Origin of the sequence: Phytobacter palmae (genome assembly GCF_039409775.1) — a bacterium.
Classification (GTDB): Bacteria; Pseudomonadota; Gammaproteobacteria; order Enterobacterales; family Enterobacteriaceae; genus Phytobacter; species Phytobacter palmae.
Genome location: NZ_JBCIVJ010000004.1, coordinates 78,128 through 98,338 on the forward strand (window position 1 = coordinate 78,128; position 20,211 = coordinate 98,338).

Annotated in this window: 16 protein-coding genes; 2 read left to right on the forward strand and 14 right to left on the reverse strand. The window is 51.0% G+C overall.

What is annotated here, in order from left to right; all coding sequences use genetic code 11:
- Position 1: 1 nt before the first annotated feature.
- From AAIG39_RS07050 to AAIG39_RS07100, 11 genes are all read right to left on the reverse strand, one after another.
- Positions 2–301 carry a PAAR domain-containing protein gene (locus AAIG39_RS07050; protein WP_090084461.1) on the reverse strand — a complete coding sequence of 100 codons (300 nt, stop codon included), beginning with the start codon at positions 299–301 and terminating at the stop codon, positions 2–4.
- A gap of 14 nt (positions 302–315) precedes the next feature.
- Positions 316–2,103 (reverse strand): type VI secretion system tip protein VgrG, encoded by a 1,788-nt coding sequence (vgrG, locus tag AAIG39_RS07055; protein ID WP_343193505.1) that lies wholly within the window; start codon positions 2,101–2,103, stop codon positions 316–318.
- A complete protein-coding gene (locus tag AAIG39_RS07060) occupies positions 2,100–2,780 on the reverse strand; it encodes a CIS tube protein (RefSeq protein WP_343193506.1) in 681 nt (226 codons plus the stop codon). Before AAIG39_RS07060 ends, vgrG begins: the two co-directional genes overlap by 4 nt.
- Positions 2,781–2,834: 54 nt before the next feature.
- The gene (locus AAIG39_RS07065) at positions 2,835–3,005 is read right to left on the reverse strand and encodes a DUF5908 family protein (RefSeq protein ID WP_343193507.1); all 171 of its coding nucleotides are present in this window, start codon (positions 3,003–3,005) and stop codon (positions 2,835–2,837) included.
- A gap of 17 nt (positions 3,006–3,022) precedes the next feature.
- Positions 3,023–3,481 (reverse strand): phage tail protein, encoded by a 459-nt coding sequence (locus AAIG39_RS07070; protein ID WP_079497381.1) that lies wholly within the window; start codon positions 3,479–3,481, stop codon positions 3,023–3,025.
- Positions 3,471–3,941, reverse strand: a complete 471-nt coding sequence (locus AAIG39_RS07075) for a phage tail protein (RefSeq protein WP_343193508.1) — start codon at positions 3,939–3,941, stop codon at positions 3,471–3,473. The genes AAIG39_RS07070 and AAIG39_RS07075 overlap by 11 nt, the downstream gene beginning before the upstream one ends.
- A gap of 65 nt (positions 3,942–4,006) precedes the next feature.
- Positions 4,007–5,590, reverse strand: a complete 1,584-nt coding sequence (locus tag AAIG39_RS07080) for a phage tail sheath family protein (protein WP_343193509.1) — start codon at positions 5,588–5,590, stop codon at positions 4,007–4,009.
- Positions 5,591–5,722: 132 nt separating this feature from the next.
- Positions 5,723–6,529: a hypothetical protein gene (locus AAIG39_RS07085; protein ID WP_343193510.1), complete on the reverse strand. Its 807-nt coding sequence runs from the start codon at positions 6,527–6,529 to the stop codon at positions 5,723–5,725.
- Positions 6,530–6,546: 17 nt separating this feature from the next.
- Positions 6,547–7,110 carry a Pvc16 family protein gene (locus AAIG39_RS07090; protein ID WP_343193511.1) on the reverse strand — a complete coding sequence of 188 codons (564 nt, stop codon included), beginning with the start codon at positions 7,108–7,110 and terminating at the stop codon, positions 6,547–6,549.
- Between the two features lie 1,019 nt (positions 7,111–8,129).
- Positions 8,130–9,512, reverse strand: a complete 1,383-nt coding sequence (locus AAIG39_RS07095; protein WP_343193512.1) for a M24 family metallopeptidase — start codon at positions 9,510–9,512, stop codon at positions 8,130–8,132.
- 40 nt (positions 9,513–9,552) lie between these two features.
- Positions 9,553–10,470 (reverse strand): LysR family transcriptional regulator, encoded by a 918-nt coding sequence (locus AAIG39_RS07100; RefSeq protein WP_090084477.1) that lies wholly within the window; start codon positions 10,468–10,470, stop codon positions 9,553–9,555.
- Between the two features lie 432 nt (positions 10,471–10,902).
- Here AAIG39_RS07100 and AAIG39_RS07105 point away from each other — a divergent pair, with 432 nt between their 5' ends.
- Positions 10,903–12,303 carry an MFS transporter gene (locus AAIG39_RS07105; protein ID WP_090084479.1) on the forward strand — a complete coding sequence of 467 codons (1,401 nt, stop codon included), beginning with the start codon at positions 10,903–10,905 and terminating at the stop codon, positions 12,301–12,303.
- Positions 12,300–13,772, forward strand: a complete 1,473-nt coding sequence (locus tag AAIG39_RS07110) for an amidase (RefSeq protein WP_343193513.1) — start codon at positions 12,300–12,302, stop codon at positions 13,770–13,772. Before AAIG39_RS07105 ends, AAIG39_RS07110 begins: the two co-directional genes overlap by 4 nt.
- 138 nt (positions 13,773–13,910) lie before the next feature.
- On the opposite strand, the gene AAIG39_RS07115 is transcribed toward AAIG39_RS07110, so the two are convergent.
- The 3 genes from AAIG39_RS07115 to nifJ all read right to left on the reverse strand — a co-directional run bounded on the left by AAIG39_RS07115 (position 13,911) and on the right by nifJ (position 20,069).
- A complete protein-coding gene (locus tag AAIG39_RS07115) occupies positions 13,911–14,840 on the reverse strand; it encodes a hypothetical protein (RefSeq protein ID WP_090084482.1) in 930 nt (309 codons plus the stop codon).
- Complete coding sequence (locus tag AAIG39_RS07120; protein WP_343193514.1) at positions 14,818–16,377, reverse strand: AAA family ATPase; 1,560 nt, start codon at positions 16,375–16,377, stop codon at positions 14,818–14,820. Before AAIG39_RS07120 ends, AAIG39_RS07115 begins: the two co-directional genes overlap by 23 nt.
- Positions 16,378–16,556: 179 nt before the next feature.
- Positions 16,557–20,069 (reverse strand): pyruvate:ferredoxin (flavodoxin) oxidoreductase, encoded by a 3,513-nt coding sequence (nifJ, locus tag AAIG39_RS07125; protein ID WP_343193515.1) that lies wholly within the window; start codon positions 20,067–20,069, stop codon positions 16,557–16,559.
- Between the last annotated feature and the right edge of the window lie 142 nt (positions 20,070–20,211).

Here is a 20,211-nt window from a genome sequence, read left to right on the forward strand (position 1 = left end):
CCTAGCCTCCAATAAATACCGTGAAATCGCCAATCACAATCGTTCCCCCGTGCGCCGTCTGATCCCCTACTCTGGCCGCCGGTAAACCACCAATGAAAACCGTTGCAGATCCCTTAATAATGGTGTCCGGCGGACCGACGCAAACCAGCATGTCACCCAGTCTGGCGGCGGGCAGCTTGCCAATGAGCACCGTCGGACACCCCACCTGAACGATGGGACCACCCACATGGGGTATCGGTGGAACCCCCGGCGTCACCATCGGACACTGATGAAAATCGGTCAGTCTTGCAGCAGGCGGCATGGTTGTCCCTCCTCTTAGTTGATCATGACGATTGCACCCTTAAGGGTCAGTTCCGCACCGCCCTGTACCTGCGCGCTGACACTGCCCTTCGCACTCAGGGCAATGTCGGCTTTGGCATTTACATTCATGCCAGAAACGGCAACATCGCCGGACGACGCCTTAATACTGACGCCCATATTTCCGCTGATATTGACCTGCTGGTCGGCATGAATGGTGATAGATGCGGGGCTTTTGAGTTCAATGCCGGATGACGACAGGGTGAAGGCATTTTTGTTTTGATCGGTGATGCTGATTTGCTGCTTTTTGTCGTCCAGCACAATGACATTGTTGGCTTTGGTGGTGATCGTCATGATGCTCTCTTTGTCATCAAAGACGATGCGCATTTCGCTGTGCGTGACGATAGCTTTTTTGCTGTTGTCCGCATCCGGTGTCAGGCCGCTGAAAGGGGCTCGTTTGCCGCTGTACAGGCTGCCGAGGATCACCGGGAAGCAGGGATCAAGATTAAGGAAGCCGACGATCACTTCATCGCCCACCTCCGGCAGGAAAAAGGCACCCACGCCGCTACTGGAATAAAAGTTGGCCATCCTCGCCCACACGCCGTGCCCTTCGGTATCAAAGAGCGGCAGCGTGACCAGAATCCGGTACGCATTGTCCGGGTCCTGATCGATTTTCTGCACCGTGGCGTTAAATAACCCTTCAACGCCGGGAAGCACTCCAGCCGCCGCCGGGGCCATTACCTCATGTTGCTGAACAAACCACAGGGAAGAGAGGCCCAGCGAGGCTTTGGTGAACCAGTTTCCCTCGGCGAATTCATGCTCAACGCCAGAGACGAAATAGTCGCCATCAAAGCGATCGCCAACGCCTGCCAGCGTCAGCCAGGCGCCCGGCGTTACCGCAGCGTTACCCGCCACACGCACCTCACCGGTGATTTTCGCCAGTTCGCTTTTCTGCATTTGCGCCTTCGACCACTCGGTCAGCGCGCCATTGTTGAGCGTAGCGGCAGACTGGAGAGTAAAGGCGGGTAGCCCCACCACCGCCGAGAGTTTTTTGCTGCTGATATTACCCGGCCCACTGAGGCTGTTGTTGGCCGTCGCGGAGATACATTTCTGGGTGGCGTAATCCCAGGCGCTGGCTTTCACCTCGGCGAGTTGAGTGACGGCGTCCATATCCGCGCTGAACTGATAGAGATTATCGCCGTAGGTCACCGTCAGTACCGACGTCGTGTTTTTGGTCGGCGAGAACACGGAAACTTTGCCGTTCAGCGTGCTGACTACCAGGCCATTCATGTCGGCGCGGCTGAGCATAAAATCCCAGTCGCTGCAGTAATACTGCACCAGTTCCGCCAGAGTCAGCGATGTGCTGGCAACGTCGCTACTTAACCCGGCCTGAGTGATCAGAGCGCTTATTACATCGCTGTCGGTTTTGTTCTGGTAGACCGTGCTGCGGCGACCAACGCTCATTTTGATCGCTTTATCGCAGCACTCTATCGACAAAATGGGGCCACTATTGCCCTCCACCTGCACTGACTGACGCGTAACAATGCCGGAAAAGACGCTTTTATTTTCGGTGTCATAACCCAGCGAGATGGTAATTTCCGCACCGGGTACAAAGGTTGACGAGGCGCTGACAGTAAAGTTTTCCGCGTTGGCGGAGCCATCAAGAATCTCCAGCGTGGCGCGGCCAATACGGTTAATCCGCTGGTCAATCTGAATGCGCAAAATCTGGTAATCGCCGGGAATCGCGCTGCCGTTGGCTGTGATCGTATAGCTTGCCAGGCCGCCAGAAGAAGGGTTAGCGCTCATGCGTCACCTCCCTGTGTTAACGGAGGAACCTGCAGCGAGGTGCCTGAGTTCAAATGGCGAAATTTATCGAGCTGGTTAAAGGCCGCCAGCTGAACATAGAACGATGGATCGCGATAAATGGCCTGGCTAATCTGCGGCAGGCTGTCACCATCCACGACGGTGATGCGGTGGGTCAAATCCGGTGACTTGCGATCCTCTTCTTTTGCCGCCGTTGCCGGGTCAAGGTAAGAGGTAAATTGCAGTGCCACTTTGGCACGCAGCGCGGTGCCATCGGGACGAAAAAAGGTATAGGTGGTATCAAAGACCTGTAGCACGCCCTTAAACGAGAGGCCCTGTCCCCAGTAGAGGATCACATAGTTTGGCCGGTGAATATTGCCGTTATAGTCATACACCGTCTTCTTGAGCTGGTTTATCTCATATGTCAGATCGGTACGGTTGCTGTCGACCACGCCGGTACAGTCAATCACCAGGTCAAAACTTAGTTGTTCCCCCGGTGTCGCCCGATATTTGGACGACAATTTGCCACTGCCAGGGGCCTGTTCTTCGTTGTAACTGACGCTGCGATTAATGCGAATTTGCTCAGGATTGAGGATCACGACATACTCCCCGCCGCTGACCTTGCTGGTGAATTTTTCATCACTGTAGGCCACCATCCTCATTTTCTTTATTCCACCCATTAGCCCTTCCTGATCGGTAACGTTTATCCGGTATATGCCGCAAGACCCTACGACTTAACGCTCCAGCGGATTTTTTCTTTCGCTCTTTTTGAGTTGGCGCAGACAAGCCTGAATCACCTGCTGCTTAATTACCTGTAGCTGCTGTGGATCTAACTGCGTCTGCGTTGGTTCGGATTGACTCTGAATCGCGGTTTTGATGACCAGTTCGCGTATCTCAACGGGCATAGCGGCCTCTCCCGGCGTTAGTAAGTGTCAAAATTGGGCATGTCGAAGTACTGATAGGCAAACTCCAGCGTTTCGATGAAAATTTCACTCTCCTGTGAACGTAAATTGCTGGCGGACCATTTCACCGGCCAGGCGGCGATAAAATTCCAGTCCATGCTGATATGACCATTCTCATCAAGTAGCCAGACCTTAATATCGCGGGTTTTGATAGGGGCGGAGAGCCCATTATCCAGCGTATCTTTCACCCAGCCGATCAGTGCTGATTCCGCATTGACCACCCCGCGCCGCAGCACCAGGTTCTGAAACGATGTCTGAGCGGGAAGACGGTACTTAAACCGGTTTTCCCCGCCGCATACCACCTCTTCGATACCCAGCTCCTTACTCAGGCCGCTCACCTCCTGGAAGGCGGCATCGCTGCCGCCCATCCCGGTGATCGAGACGCTGAAATAAAAACTGGTTTGCAGGTTATGATCCATTGGTCACAACGAGCTGTTCGTGGGCGATTTCCAGCGTATCCACAGCCACTTCATTGGCATCGGATTTCAAATCTGTGCAGGTGATTTTGGTCGGCCACGCATTGTTCAGTTGCCACTGCATGGTGACCGCCCCATTTTCATCGAGCAGTTTGATGAGTACCGTTCTGCGTTTTACGGTGTTCATCTTGATTTCATCCATCCAGTTCCAGAAGTTGTTGTCATTGACGAAGACCCCACGCTTCATCGTGATGTTGCCGTACTTGGCGATACCGGGCATTTTGATGGTCGAGAACAGCGTGCTGTTACTGTGTCGGTACTCGATCACCTGTACCTCTTTATCCATCCCCGAGACTTCCTGAAACGCTACCCCTTTGAGTTCCGAGCCCAGATCAACCTCAAACCGAAACTTGGGCATAGGCCAGGTTGTGCCTTCTTTGCTGCCGTCATCTGCCATGAGCATGCTCCTTAACAGTCGCTAATCAGTTAATTGACTTATTGATGTGTGAACAGGCCTGAACGCTTCACTTAGCCTGATTTCGCCATTTCCTGCTCAAAGGTGATGACGAGGAATTCTGCCGGACGCACAATGGCGACTTTCACGGTGACATTGAGGAAACCGTTCAGGATATCGTCCCCCGTCATGGTGGAGCCCAGGCCGCAAAAGACCTGAAACGCATCGTTTGCCGTGGCGCCTTGTAAACCGCCCTCTTTCCAGATATCGGTCAGGAAGCTGGAGATTTCGCTACGTACCGCAGCCCAGGTATTCGCCGTATTGGGTTCAAACACATACGCACGCGCTGCCAGTTTCACGGACTGTTCGAGGAAGGTCATGGTGCGGCGCACGGAGATGTAGCGCCAGTCCTGGCTGTTGCCATCGAGCGTTCTCGCTCCCCAAATCAGAATGCCCTGTCCGTTGAAAAAGCGGATAGCATTGATGGACTTACCTGATACCGCGTCAATATTGAGATCCGCCTGTTGAGCATCGGTTAAGCGAATGGGTAATCGCGCCGCCCCGACGATGCTGGTATTAGCCGGGGAATTCCAGACGCCGTTCAGGTTGTCATTAACGGTATAGACCCCGGCCATCGCGCCGCTCGGCGGCAACAGGTTGGAGCAGTTCAGTACGTTCGTGATGATTTGCGAATAGGTTTTTGAGGCGTTAAGCAGCGCAGCATTAAGCTGCGAGTTGGTCATCGGGTTGGTTTGCGGCGGTGTTTCAATCATCCCGAGGATCTTCGCCACCACCGGGTCCTGCGCCGATGGCGGGTTAATCACCGCCCCCAGTTGTTTAATGTCGCCGCCGAACAGGTTAGTGAAATTGATATCACTGCCCTGCATGATGGTTGTGCCAATAAAGGGATAATAAGCAACGCCGTAATTCAGCCCGTTTGACCCGGTACTATTGCGAAACGCTTCAATGTCATTGGTGTACATAATCGGATCAGGCGTATCGCCGCCGATAATATCGAACAGACAGACTGCGGTCTGCAACTCAGCCGCCTGCAGCAACATACTCTGCATCAGGGTGCCGTTATCCGCCGGGGCAAGCAGCGTGGCTTCCGGGCAGATGTACATGGTGGGTTCCTGTTCGTTTTGCAGCAGCGCCAGACCGGCTTGCAGATCGGCGAGTTTCACGTTCGGGTTAACGATTTGCGCCCCCACATCGCCGGGTTTGCCGCTGGACTCTCCATAGCTGCCGACCGAGACAATATACGCATCACCGCCGCCGTTGAGATAGAACAGACGAATGCTGTTATAGAGGTAGTAGATGGTGTTCGGGTCCGGCACTATCGAATAATATGTGCCGTTCAATAACAGGTACTCCCCCTTTTCCGGCTGCGTTTTTTGCGCCACCAGATAGTACTCAGGGTTATACTGCGACGCAGGATCCGCAGGCGGCTGCGGATTCGCATTCATATAGATGGCCTGAAATTCGGCAAAAGAGGTGATCTTCTGCGCCCTGTTGTAGTAGGACTTGCCCTGATACTGCGCGTTGGGTGTATAGCCGATAAAGGCCGGAACCGCGGTGGCGACAGGGACCACCGAGTTCGGAAAGGCATTCAACTCGTTGATATACACACCCGGAGTTTTGATATTGGATGCTAGCATGTCGTGGTTTTCCTTTGGTTCTCTGAGTGAAAATCCTGTACTGCATGTCGTTAACCTGAAAAGGCATTAGCCCAAATACATCAGTATCCGACCCCTGTTCGCCTGCGGGTGATGCGTGTTGCGCCCCTTTCATCAGACATACACATACATAACCGACACGGGCTGCTGATCCGCGCAATACGCGGTAAATAAACGATCTGCCGCAGGCGTTGGCAGCACAGACATCACCGTCTGCTGTCGGCTACGCCCGCTCTGCGTCTGGGTTCGCGCAATATCCACTAAAGCAAAGCGTTGTGGCGGCACCTGTTGCAGGGTAATCGCTGAGGTGCTGCGGGTTACCCAGCCATTTTGTCCATCGTCATCCCCGCTATGTATGCTGGCGGGGTTGAATGCGATCTGCCCTGATGCGTCCACAATCTGCGGGTTTTGCAACCGTCGCTGTCCCCGCGGAATCAGGCGATATTCCCAGACGGTAGCGCGCGCCAAAAGCGTCACCGTAAAAGCCTGCCGGGAGAGCAAATCCGCCGGATAGAGACAGATTTCACCCGTCGCAATAGCAGGCGCGATCTGCGCTTGCGCAGGCCCCATAATCATCGCGCCCGGCATCTGCCTGTCGGCGGTAATACGCTGACTACTGAACCCGAGTACCCCTTTCCAGTCGCCGGGTAGTACCGTGACCGCCAGTAACCAGGTACTCTGCTGCACCAGCCAGAAACGAAATGGACTACAGGCATCCTGAGAAACGCAATACTGCAAAAATGCCGTTCTGCCCGTTGGGGCATAGCCATAGATGCGCCATACATTGCCCGATGCCACCAGGCTCAGTCCCAGACGCCGCATAGCTTCACTGGTGTTTTGATCCGGCAATAGCGTGGCGTCACGCCAGACACAGTCCGGGAAAAACTGATGCTGCAAGGTAATTTCCGCTATCACAAACATCAGCGTCCGGCCTGCGCCTAGCTGCTAACCTGCCTGAGCACGGGCGCTTCCCCGTTAATCTGGTTAGCCTGAATCGCGATATGGCGGATTTTGTAAATGATCGATGGCTGATACCGCGCGCCTAAGGCGCTCCAGAGGTTGTGCGTGTTTTCGTAAGGTGAATTTTCAATTTCAAACTGCAACTGTTCGATGCCATCCGGGATGTCGGGAAAATTCTGCCGTTTGATAATGGGATTTGCCTGGAAAAAGGCGATTACCGCCGAGAGAAAGCGCAACGATTCGCTATAGTCATCAAAGCTGGCGGTAAGCAAGACATCCAGATTAAATCTCACCGTTGGCATCATCTGCCTGACGATATTATTTTTTGTATCTGGCGCGGTGCGGGTGCCATAAAATGGTTTGCTGGTTTCATGTTCCAGATTGATAAGCGTCAGCACTAATTTATTCTGATTTTTTAAAGGCAAGCCGCCGCTCGAATCGACCAGATTATTTAAAACAACCATATTCCCGGCAATATCGAACTGGTTGCGTAATTGCTGATCAAGAATGTTCTTCACATAACTCAGCGCATCATCAATCATGTAACATCCTTAATGAGTAAATTGCAAGTCGTCACACGCCGAACCGCTAACCCGGCACTCTTTAATGTTTGCCTGCAAACAGTCATTAACTCAGACAGCACGAGCCCATAAAATAAAGACAATAGTATTCGGTGCCTTTAATTTTAAAGACAAGACTGTTCCCCTGTAAAAACAGACAGCAGGAACTCTTTTATCGCGAACCGTGATGAGCTGTATGCAAATTCAATGGGCAAGACCTCCCATACAATAAGAAATGCGTTCTTATCGCTGTTATTTATATGTAAAATGAGAAAGCAAGTAGCATATCGGCATGATTCACATGCAACGATGTTTTTTCAGTATAAGCGGGAAATCAGAAAATTCTATAAAATTATTAAAAAAACACCTCCAGCAGTAAAGTTGATATATTTCATACAGATACACAGATATTTCCTTATCCTAAATCTCACAGAAAGGGAGTCAAAGACGCGACAGAAATACAGGCGTGGCGCGCCATACAGGGCAAAAAATATGTCAAAAGACAGCATCTAAAAAGCACGCCTGAATTTACAAAAAAAATAGACAGGCAATTCCCGACAAGTGATTTTAGTCAACCATTTCTTTATTGCTTACGGAAAGTTTAGTCGCAGTAAAACCATCCTGAAACTATAAGATTAATTATTTGTCAGTCCTTATCTTAACGTTACACGTCAGACCAGATATTCGCCTGTCAGGGCACAGCCATTCAGAATAAGCGCTAAGAATATATTCAACCTTGAGGGTAGAAGACAAAGATAAAAATTGATATGCTTTGATAAATACACCGATAACCTGTCATAATGCGGCAGGTAAATTGTAATATGCAAAAACCACTTGCTTGCGAGCCCCCCATTTCGAATATCATTCCTCAAAATGGTGCCAGGACGCCGAATGCAAAAAAGATAAAATTGCCCTCAAAATGTCACCAGAAAATTATGTCGGGTGTTATTATTGACAACGTCATGCATTAGCGACAGAACCCAGGCATGACGTTATCGATATTATGCTTTCACTACGGCCTTACTTTTATCCAGTAAAAAAGGACGCAAATACCCGACGGTGTTTGACAATAAAATGACCTCAACTGGCAGATCTATTTTCAACACTTCGGTGACATACTGGCGACGCGCCTGCATACGTGCCCATACCTGCGGATACGCCCGCGCCAGTTCATCGCGTAGCGCCTCATCGGCCAGGCCAACGGTATCTTCAATGCTACAACCGCCATAACCTGCCACCGAGGGAATAATATCAATTTGCAGCAACATGCCACTTTCCAGACGCGCCGCAGAACCGGGGTAAACCGGCGAGCTAAGCCACTCTTCATCGGCAACCAGATGACCGGGATTGAGATGCCAGTGCCAGCGATCTTTCGGTAACACCGACTCAATCAGACGGTAGACCTCCGCGCCCGTCACGCCAGGACGGATAAACTCAAGCCATTTGACCACAGCGTGATAGTAGGGAATGGCTACACGGGTCAGGTAATCGGCAACCGGCGCCGCCAGCTCATTTTCACTGGCAACAACGTAGGCCGAGCGGCTGGTTAACCCGCCTTTGTAACCGACGGTCAGGGAAAACTTATCGCCGCGAGCGATGACCTTATCCGTTGGGTACAGACAAGCGTGAGCAAAGCGGTCGCCGGTTGCCGCAATCATCACCACGTTGTTGGGTTGCCCCCACCCCGCCAGATGATGACCAATCTCTTTTTCACGCCGCCCTGGCTCCACGGCATTGAGCGCCGTAAGCAACCGGGTGGATGCGAGATTTGCGCCATATTCATAAAAAGCGATTTCGCAGGCGCTGTTAAGCCGCCGTACCCCCTGCTCAGAAGAGATAAACAGTCCGGTGGCATTGTGCACCCTTTCCCGCCCGCCTGCCGCGCTGAACACCGCATCGAGAATAAACGCCGGAACATCAAACAGCGCTGAATGACCTGTGAATAATTTCCAGCCCACCACACCCACGCAGGACGCGTCGCTGATACCGCACGAGGCGAGCAACCCGGCCAGCGGCGTATCCCCTTCCATTGGCTGGTTGGGTAAGGAGAAGAGCGGCGTATGCAGACATCTGCCGCCGTTACGCGCATGGGGCACCAGCTTGAGGTTCTCATTACCCATGATGTAGCTCAGCTCGCCTCCGGCATTCACCACCAGCAGCGCTTCCTCAAAACGGGGAATAAACCCGGCAAGATATTCAAAATTGGCGCCGTGCTCTTTGTCGGCATAGATAACCAGATGGGTAAAACCGCTGGCCTGCATCGCCAGCAGGACATTACGCAACCGCTGTTTCATGGTCTCGTCAGAAAGGACGGGGTAAGCAATATCCGGGTAGGTTTGCGGCGCAGGTATTGTCTGCAGGTGATAGCGCGGAACCGTTGTCATGGCGTCATTCCTTATGCGGCGGGAAAAGATCCTGATTGCTCTACGCCGTTGTGTTGACCAGAGCATTCTGACCATCAATACGTTGCGACAACATATCATGGAACAGACGGGTCGCCATGGATAACGTCCGTTGACGGGGTAGACAGAGATCGACCTTCACTTTGCCCATTAAGGGATCGGCCAGCGGTACCGCCACAAACATTGCCTGGCTGTCCCTCTCCTGCTGATGTAGCTGAGGCAAAATAAGCAGCGTCCTGCCCTGCAGTGCCAGCGTCTTTTGCACCTCCATCGAGCTGGTAATAAAGCGCATATCAAAATGGACGGCTTCGCGTCTGGCTGCGGACTCCAGTAACTGGCGCACGGCATAGTTGGCGGGGGGAATGGCAATCGGATGAGCGGCAATCTCTTTCAGGGTCAGCCGCGACTTCGTCGCCAGCGGGTGATGGGCCGCCATCAGCACCTTGTGCTCCAGATGACAACAATGCGTCACCTGAATCTCCGCGCTGACCGGCGTGTAAAAGGCCAGCGCAACATCAGCGTGTCCACTAATAAGCTGTTCGGCAATATAAGGGGCGCTGCCGGTGTCAATTTCAAACGACACCTCCGGGTTATGCTGACCAAACGCTGCAATGACAGGGGCGATAAACAGCGCCACCAGGCTCTCGGCGGCGCATATTTTTACCGTACCGGAAACCACGCTGCGCCTGGAGGTAATGCGCGCCTTCACCGACTCCAGCTCCCGCAATGTGGCGTCCACCGCCTGCGCCAGTAACTCCCCTTCGCGGGTCAGTTTAATACCGCGCGGGCCCCGTTCAATCAATTGGGCGCCATAATAGTGTTCCAGAATATCGATTTGCCGCGTCACGGCTCCTGGCGCGACAAATAACTTATCAGCAGCTTCACGAAAAGAAGCAGACTTTGCGACCTGACTAAAATATTTCAGCGCCCGTAATTGCATTGTCTCTCCCGCTGGATGAAACCCTTGCTGCGACCTTATTACGCCTGAGAAATATTGGCAAACATCGCCATAATGACTGTGCTATTGCACCCTTAGTAAGCACAGAGCGCCATTTCTGTGCATTCACTCATCCATTTTCACAAGCCCATACCCTGTAATGGGCTCTCTATGCGGCATAACCTGTCAATAACCGTCGTTTTATTTTGGCGCGTATTTACCCAACCAGGCACATTTTAAGTGCACCTGCTGACGCGTATATTTATCGGCGCAAAATTGTAATTTCGGGTTTAATTATAATTTGCAATATAAACAATTAGTTATATTAAATCATATTATTTTCTTATTCATTCACTCTGTCGTCAGTGCCTACTTTTTTTAAACACTGACCTCGCCTTATTGTGATAGTGGGCGGATCTGCGCCCTGTTATATGTCTGCTATGTCTTTTCACCTTTCATTCGCCTGAACATATTGAGGAAGGCCATACGATGACAAACGAAATAAGTCATAGCGCTTCGAAACCAAAAGCATCGCGCAAAGAAGTCGTTGCTGTTGTGCTTGGCGCTGCGGTTGAGTTTTTCGATTTCAGTGCTTATGCCACCTTTGCCGTGATGATCGGTAATATTTTCTTCCCCTCAGATAACCCCTTTACCAGCCTTTTATTGTCAGTCTCTGTTTTCGGTATCGGTTTTATTGTCCGCCCGCTTGGCGCCATATTTATTGGCAGCTATGCCGACCGCGTGGGACGTAAACCGGCAATGCTACTCACTATGGTCTTTATGACCATCGGCACCGGCGGGCTGGTCTTCCTGCCCGGCTATGAAACCATTGGGATGGCGGCCCCTGTCCTGCTGGTGCTTGTTCGCATGCTGCAAGGGTTGGCCTGGGGCGGCGAAGCAGGTCCGGCGACAACGTTTATTATGGAGGCTGCGCCGCAAGGCAAACGGGCGTTCTACACCAGCTGGCAAATCGTCGCGCAGGGGCTGGCGGGGATCAGTGCTGGCGTGATTGGTTATACCCTGACAGTCATCCTGACGCCGGAGCAACTCTCCGCCTGGGGCTGGCGTGTGCCTTTCGCGTTTGGACTGATAATCCTGCCCATTGCCATCTACCTGCGCCGTAACCTTAACGAGACGTTCACCAGCGAGAACAGCGCCGCCAGTAACTCCACCGGCAGCCTGCTCGGTGAGGTGATGCGTAACTACCGCGGTCTGATTCTGGTGGGCATTTTTATTCTTTCAGGCAGTACCATCACGCAATATTTTCTCAATTACATGACCACTTATGCCCTCAAAGAGCTGGCCTTTGCGCCGGGTACGGCGATGGTGTCGACCATTCTTATCGGCGTGTGCGTGGTGGTCTTTTCGCTGGTGGGTGGCTGGATGGCAGATCGCTTCGGGCGCAAGATAACCATCATCGCGCCGCGCCTGATTCTGCTGCTCCTGCTGCTACCGGGCCTTGAGATGATCAATGCCTGGCGCAGTGAAGGCGTTTTCTTTGCCATCATCACCCTCTTTGCCGCGCTGCAATGTATCAGCGGCTCCGGCGTGCTGGTGGTACTGTGCGAAAACTTCCCGCGCTATATCCGCTCAACCGGTTTTTCCATCGCGTTTGCCTTCGGTATCACGCTGTTTGGCGGGACGGCGCAAATTGTCTTTTCGTGGCTGATTAAATGGACTGGCGATCCGGTCTCCCCAGGCTACTACCTTATCGCCGCCAATATCCTCTGCCTCGTGGCGACGTTGATGCTTAAAGAACGCATCCCCCATAACGCCACCCGCCGCATTAAAGCGCCGCAGGGCAAAATCCAGTTTGCGAAGGAGAAATCACAATGAACACCGTACTGAGCTGGGATGAGTGGGCCGCCTGCGACGCCACCGCGCTGGCAGAACTGGTTGGACGCGGCGAGGTCAGCGCCCGCGAACTGGCCCTACAGGCACAGGCTGCGACGCAGCGGGTTAACCCGCAAATCAGTGCTGTTGTGGAGCTGTTTGATGATGCCATCGACCAGCCGGAAACCGACGGCACCTGTCTTGAGGGGCCATTTAAGGGCGTTCCTTTCCTGATGAAAGACTTAGGACCAGGGATAAAGGGGCGTTTACAGGAGCAGGGCTCCGCATTTTTGCGCGGCAATCGACCGACCGAAGACGCCTTTTTGACCACGCAAATTCGCCATGCCGGGCTTAATATTATCGGCCGCAGCGCCACGCCGGAGTTTGGCGTCTGCGGATCGGCGGAAAACCCGGCTATTTACGTAACGCGCAGCCCGTGGAACACGCAATACACCACCTTCGGCTCCTCCGCAGGCGCCTGCGCTTCGGTGGCCGCCGGAATTATTCCCCTCGCCCACGCCACCGATGGCGGCGGTTCCATTCGCATTCCGGCGGGGTCCAATGGCCTTATCGGTCTGAAAAGTAGCCGGGGAGTCTTCTCCATTGGCCCGGCGCTGTCGGATATCACCGGTTATGTCTCAACGCAAGGCTGTGTAAGTCGCAGCGTGCGCGACACGGCGCGCTTTGTCGACAGTTGCCGGGGCGGCGCGCCAGGGGAGTTTATGCCTTACTGGCAACCCCCGCAGACATGTAGCGAGATGATCACCCGCGATCCGGCGCCGCTGCGCATTGCCGTGTCTCATGAGTGGGGGAATTACCGCTCGACGCCGCACTTTGTTGCGGAGCTGGAAAAAACAACGCGTCTGCTTGAGGAACTGGGGCATCAGGTGGAATGGGTGACGCCGGACATTCCGTTTGAAGAGGCGTTTGCCGCGCAGACTGCCTGTTATATCAGCAACTTTGCACAATTTATTCAGCGGCTGCTGGAAAAAAACAATCTTAGCGCCCCGCCGGAAGATAAAGTCGAACCGATGAATATCCGCATCTGGCAAAAAGGGATAAATATGTCCTATAGCGAGCGCTGGAAAATGCAGGATGCGTTTAACCAGATCTCCCGCAAACTGGGGGCATTTTTCCAGACATGGGATCTGATCCTGACGCCGACATTTTCTAAACCTACGCCTCTGCTCGGTGAGAAAAAGTACCTGACGCTCAGCGATAACCCGGACGTCATGGATTGGTTCTATTCGCTGTGGGATATCTTCTCCTACACCCCGCTCGCCAGTTTAACCGGCACACCGGGCATCTCGTTGCCGCTGGCCTGGCAACAATCCGGTCTGCCGCTCGGGATGCATTTCCAGACGCGCCAGGGTAACGATGGGCTGCTGTTACAACTGGCGGCCCAGCTTGAGCGCGCATCCGGCGGGCGGTTTATCAGCAACACCACGCCGCAGGTGCACGTCACGCGTTAACACCGGACCGGTAAAACAAATGGCCGGAGCGCATCACTGCCGCTCCGGCCTGAATCAATTTGAAAAGCAGAGCTTTTTTATTCAAGTATTTATTATTGTTTTGGTGAGTTATCCCCTATAAGCTCGCATCTGGTAGAATCAATTAATATTATCTCTTTTAAGACCATTTATTTGATTATTGATCCCCAATAATAGTTTACCCAATAAATACTGCGTGTATTCCTCCGCATCAAATCGAATAATCGTTGCCTCACTGATTTTTTCAAAATAGGGAATCCCTGTTTCTTTTGCATACAAATACTCCAATTTACTTTTCGCAAATGTTGCAGCTTCAAATGCGACAAGTTCATAGCGCTCTTTAATCAAAAAAGTCTCAATTGACTTATTAGTACGATCACATAAAGTATCAACATTGGTATTTACAATAAGTCCTTCCGGGGCAGCACATACATCTTTTTCAAGATTTACCACCCCGCGCACATGAGAAAAACTAAAACTAATGTTTTCATCATCCCATAAGGGATTCAAATGCGGGATTTTAAAAAAATCCTTTTTCCCTTTCAGATTTGAATTGCATGTATAGCAACTAGGTACAAGATTATTTAATGAAAGAGCCAAATGCGGATAGTCATCTTTACTGTAATAATGGTCTAATGTTGGCCTAAACCCTCTTCTTCCAGCTTGCAAAGTAAAAGCATATGATTGGTTGCAGTAAGGACAAGTACGGGTTAGTGAATCTTTACAAAGTTCATAAGCATTCCAGTCACCGTTTTTTTTGACAAAATTATCATAGTCAAATATAGATCTTATTTTTTTAATGAACCCTTGGCGATTTATTTCATCATTGAATGAATTCAAATAATCATTGTAAATAGATATGGACAATAAAATATCATCCCTCCCTGAGATGATCAAATAATGCGTAACTTCCTCCAGAAATTGTACAACCTTACTTTCAACAAGCAATGTACGATCAAGTTTTAAAATCTTAGCGCTAACCAAATCAAACAAAAATTTAGCATGCTTATTTTCCGCCTTGCGCCAATTATTTACTATTGAAATTATCATAATTTCCCCCCGAAGATTTACTCTGTAATAAAAGCCTCTGCAACTCAGTACGAATAATATTATTATCTATTCTAGATATTAAGATGCGATCTTGTTCAGACACTTTATTATTTGAGATTCTATCGATTATTCCGTTTATTTTTTGAGAGGCAAATTCACCGATTGAATTTGCATTGAATGAATTGGAAAGCAATGAAAACAAAGGCGCAGCGAATCCTGATAATGTTTGTTGGTCAGTGTTGTCCAATCGGCATATGAAATTACTAGGCACATCAGTAGCCAGCAGGGGGGAGTGACTTGCCAAAATAACCTGCAATTCATCTATTTCCAATGAGACCTTTAATTTTCCCAACAATTTATTCAATGTAGAAATATATTTTTGTTGCCATCTCAAATGTAAAAAAGCATCACCTTCATCAATTAATAACAGGATTGATTTTTTCTTTTTACCATGAAGTGATGTTATTGCCTCAGAAATCTTTACTAATTGATATAATAATGCCAGCTCTCCGGAGCTCATTCCAGAAAATTCAAAATTAATTATATCTTTAAGTTCTGGATTTTCTACAGTAGCATTGTCATTGTAAGGATCTATATCGCTTAAAAAACTTGCATAATAGCCATTATTGAAGTCGCCAAAGTAAATTATGTCATCCTTGACTCCTGTTCTTTCAAGGAAAGTCAACAATGACTTTGCTTTATCAAGCATAACTACAGAATCAGATGAAGATTTAAATGTCCTTTTGGGAGATAAAGAAAAAAACTCGGCTAATAATGCAATAATGACACTTTTAGACGTTTTCTTTTTTAGCACACAATACTCTATGAGTGTTAAGACTGAAAAAACAACAGTATCGCCATAATTAGAGCGAAGGAATCCCTCTAAAAGTCGGGCTGACGTGCTAATAATTTCATCAATACGTTTCTGTATATCAATAATAATTACGCTATTGTTTCCCTCAGCTATTTCACTCCGATTGTCTTTTATTCTTTGAACATCTTTCCTCAATTGCGGCACTTGAAACAATAATTCAGTCCCAGGTAAACCCTCTGGACATTCGATATTTTTCGATGCGATAAGGTCCAGGATGACATTTAGAGCTCGAGTGTAATTTGTTCTCCTTGACACTTCTCCATGTGGAGTAATTCCGAATTCATCTAAGATTGATTTATGATCAATAATACTCTGCATGTCATTACGTATGCTTAGCTTGGGAGAAGCATTAATAAAATTCGCTGTTCTGGCGTTAATTTTTGCTCTATATGGTAATGGAGTAAAATAGACAACCCCCCAACTTGAAAGGTCATAATTCATTAATTCCACTCCATCAATATCATAAACCCTACAACCATCGTGATAATATCGATCTTTAAACGAAGTGAATTTTTCAATTATATCACAAAGCATTCGAGTTTTTCCCGAACCATTTTCACCAATCAGAAGAGATAAGGAGTCTATGTTATAAATATTAGATAATCCTGATATAGAATCATGCAGTAAAATCTCCCTATCAGAAATTCGTATTTTACTCAACATTTTTCATCATCCTGTGAATAGCATGTGATTAAATAAAAAACACCTCTATTTAGCCACTTATATAAGAAATCACAAGATTTCAGGATTCTTTTTTTCAATTTTGAAAATACAAAATTCAAATGTAATCGCTACTTATCTTTATTAACCCGGCAAGCTATAGCCTGCCGGGCTTCTTTACCTTACTCTCCTGCCAGACGCTTGTACTGGGCGTAGCGGTCTTTCGCATCCTGCTCAGTCTGGGTAAACAGACTGTCGGCGACCTCCGGTGAGGTACGGCCCAGCGAGGCATAGCGCACTTCACCCATCAGGAAGTCACGGAAACTCTCCTCCGGCTCTTCCGAATCGAGAATAAACGGGTTCTTCCCTTTAGCCAGTAACTGCGGGTTATAGCGCCAGAGGTGCCAGTAACCGGCCTCCACCGCGCGTTTCGCCTCGCTGATACTGCGCCCCATCCCGGCTTTCAGCCCGTGGTTAATACAGGCCGCGTAGGCGATCACCAGCGACGGTCCCGGCCAGGCTTCGGCTTCGGCAATTGCCCGCAGCGTCTGGGCTTTATCGGCCCCCATCGCCACTTGCGCGACATACACGTTGCCGTAGCTGACGGCCATCATCCCCAGATCCTTTTTACGCGTCCGTTTGCCTTCGGCGGCAAACTTGGCGATGGCGGCCACCGGGGTGGATTTCGACGACTGCCCGCCGGTATTGGAATAGACCTCGGTATCAAACACCAGGATATTTACATCCTCACCGGAAGCCAGCACATGATCGAGGCCACCAAAACCAATGTCGTACGCCCAGCCATCGCCACCAAAGATCCACTGCGAGCGCTTGGTGAAGTAATCCTGGTTTTGATACAGGCGATTGAGCAGGTCATCATCTCCCTTCTCAGCCGCCAGCAGCGCGCTCAGTTTTTCTGCCCGCGCACGGGTTCCTTCGCCGAGATCTTTATGTTCCAGCCAGTCGCGCAGGGCCTGCTGTAAATCCGGATGCAGCGGCTTTTCCAGCACGCTGGCCGCATCGCTCGCCAGCTGTTCACGAATGGCGCGCCCCCCCAGCATCATCCCCAGACCAAACTCGGCGTTATCTTCAAACAGTGAATTTGCCCAGGCCGGCCCCTGGCCTTTATGGTTAGTGGTCCACGGAATGGACGGTGCGCTGGCCCCCCAGATGGAGGAACAACCCGTGGCGTTGGCAATCATCATCCGATCGCCAAAAAGCTGGGTAATTAAGCGTGCATACGGGGTTTCGCCGCACCCCGCGCAGGCGCCGGAAAACTCCAGTAATGGGGTTTCGAACTGGCAGCCTTTCACCGTGGCTTTGTTGAACGGATTCTCTTTGGGCGTTAGGGCCAGCGCATGGTCCCACACCGGGATCATATGGCGCTGGCTGTCGAGGGGTTTCATGGCCAGGGCTTTACCTTTCGACGGGCAAATGTCAACGCAGTTGCCACAGCCAGAGCAGTCGAGCGGCGAGACCGCCAGATGATACTCATAATGTTTGGCCCCCTGCGCCACCTTGCTCAGTAGCGCAGCAGGCGCAACTTCCCGTTCCTCACTGCTCAACAGCGCCGGGCGAATGGCCGCATGCGGGCAGATAAAGGCGCACTGATTACACTGAGTACACCCTTCTGGCTGCCAGACCGGCACCTGCATGGCGATACCGCGTTTCTCCCATGCGGCGGTGCCGGGGGGAAATGTTCCGTCCTCCATGCCAAGAAAAGCGCTGACAGGCAGCCTGTCGCCGTTCTGGCGGTTCATCGGTTCGAGGATATTGCGAATAAAGTCCGGCATCATTTTGCCGTCATCCTCCGCCTCTTCTTCAACATAAGCCCAGTGGTCGGGAACGATAATCTCCTGTAGCGCATCCATCCCCAGATCGATAGCGGCATTATTCATATCCACCACGTTCTGCCCTTTGCTGCCGTAGGATTTCGCTACCGCTTTTTTAAGGTGCGCCGAGGCGGTTTTGGCATCAATGATATCGGTCAGTTTAAAAAATGCCGCCTGCATCAGCATATTGAACCGCCCGCCAAGCCCCAGTTTACGCGCGATATCGACCGCGTTCAGGGTGTAAAACCGCACCCCCTGGCGGGCAATAATGCGCTTCATTTTATTCGGCAGATGACGTTCGATCTCTTCGCCAAACCAGGTGCAGTTAAGCAGGAAGATCCCGCCAGGATTGATACCATCCAGCAGATCATATTTGTCCACATAGGACTGTTGGGAACAGGCAATAAAATCCGCATTATAAATAAGGTACGGCGAGGTGATCGGACGCTTGCCAAAGCGCAGGTGCGACATGGTTATGCCACCGGATTTTTTCGAATCATAGGCAAAATAGGCCTGCGCGAACATCGGTGTGTTATCGCCGATAATTTTAATAGCGTTCTTATTGGCACTGACCGTACCGTCGGAACCCAGCCCCCAGAATTTACAGGCGGTGATGCCTTCACGGGAGACGTGAATGTCATAAACCGGAACCGGCAGCGAGGTATGGGTCACATCATCAAAAATGCCCACCGTGAAGCCATCCATCGGCAGCGGTTTTTTCAGGTTTTCGAACACGGAAACAATATGGCCAGGCAGGACATCTTTACCGCCCAGGGCATAGCGTCCGCCGACAATCAGCGGCGGGTTTTCGTGATGATAGAAAGCATTTTTGACATCCAGGCACAGTGGTTCCGCCTGCGCCCCTGGCTCTTTGGTACGATCGAGTACAGCAATACGCTTCACACTGGCGGGGATCTTCGCCATAAAATGGGCCAGCGAGAAAGGACGAAACAGATGCACGGAAACCAGGCCGACTTTTTCACCGCTGTCTATCATCGCATCCACCACCTCCTGGATGGTGTCACATACCGATCCCATCGCAATGATGATTTGCTCAGCATCCGGTGAGCCGTAGTAATCAAACAGATGGTATTCGCGCCCGGTGATGCGATGAATCTCCGCCATATAACCTTCGACGATATCCGGCAGTGCCTGATAAAAACGGTTCGAGGCCTCACGCTCCTGAAAATAGATGTCCGGGTTCTGCGCCGTGCCGCGAATGACCGGGTGATCAGGGTTTAAGGCGTTGCGGCGAAACTGGTTAAGCGCCTCCTGATCCAGTAACGGCGCCAGCGTTTCATGCTCCAGCACCTCGATTTTCTGGATTTCATGGGAGGTACGAAAGCCGTCAAAGAAGTTGATAAACGGCACGCGACCTTTAATGGCGGCGAGGTGCGCCACCGCCGACAGATCCATCACCTGCTGGACATTGTTTTCCGCGAGCATCGCACAACCGGTCTGGCGCACGGCCATAACGTCCTGATGATCGCCGAAGATATTCAGCGAGTTGGTCGCCAGCGCCCTGGCGCTAACATGAAACACCCCAGGCAGCAGCTCACCTGCAATTTTGTACAGATTGGGGATCATCAGCAGCAATCCCTGGGACGCGGTATAGGTTGTGGTCAGCGCCCCCGCCTGTAATGCGCCGTGTACCGCCCCTGCCGCACCGGCTTCTGACTGCATCTCCATTAAACGCACCGGTTGACCAAACAGGTTTTTCTTACCCTGTGCCGTCCATTCGTCGACGTTTTCCGCCATCGGCGTTGAGGGGGTGATGGGATAAATCGCCGCAACATCAGTAAAGGCATAGGAGATCCAGGCCGCCGCAGCGTTGCCATCCATCGTTTTCATCTTTCCGGACATTTCTCGTTCCTCGAATGTGAGAGGCAAAGTCGCCGTCTGCTGACGGCAAACCGTAGTACCCCTGCATTGCACAGCCTGTGCCACATCGGAAAGACGCAATAAACGCACATAAATTCAATCGATTAGTGAAAACTGACCGCGT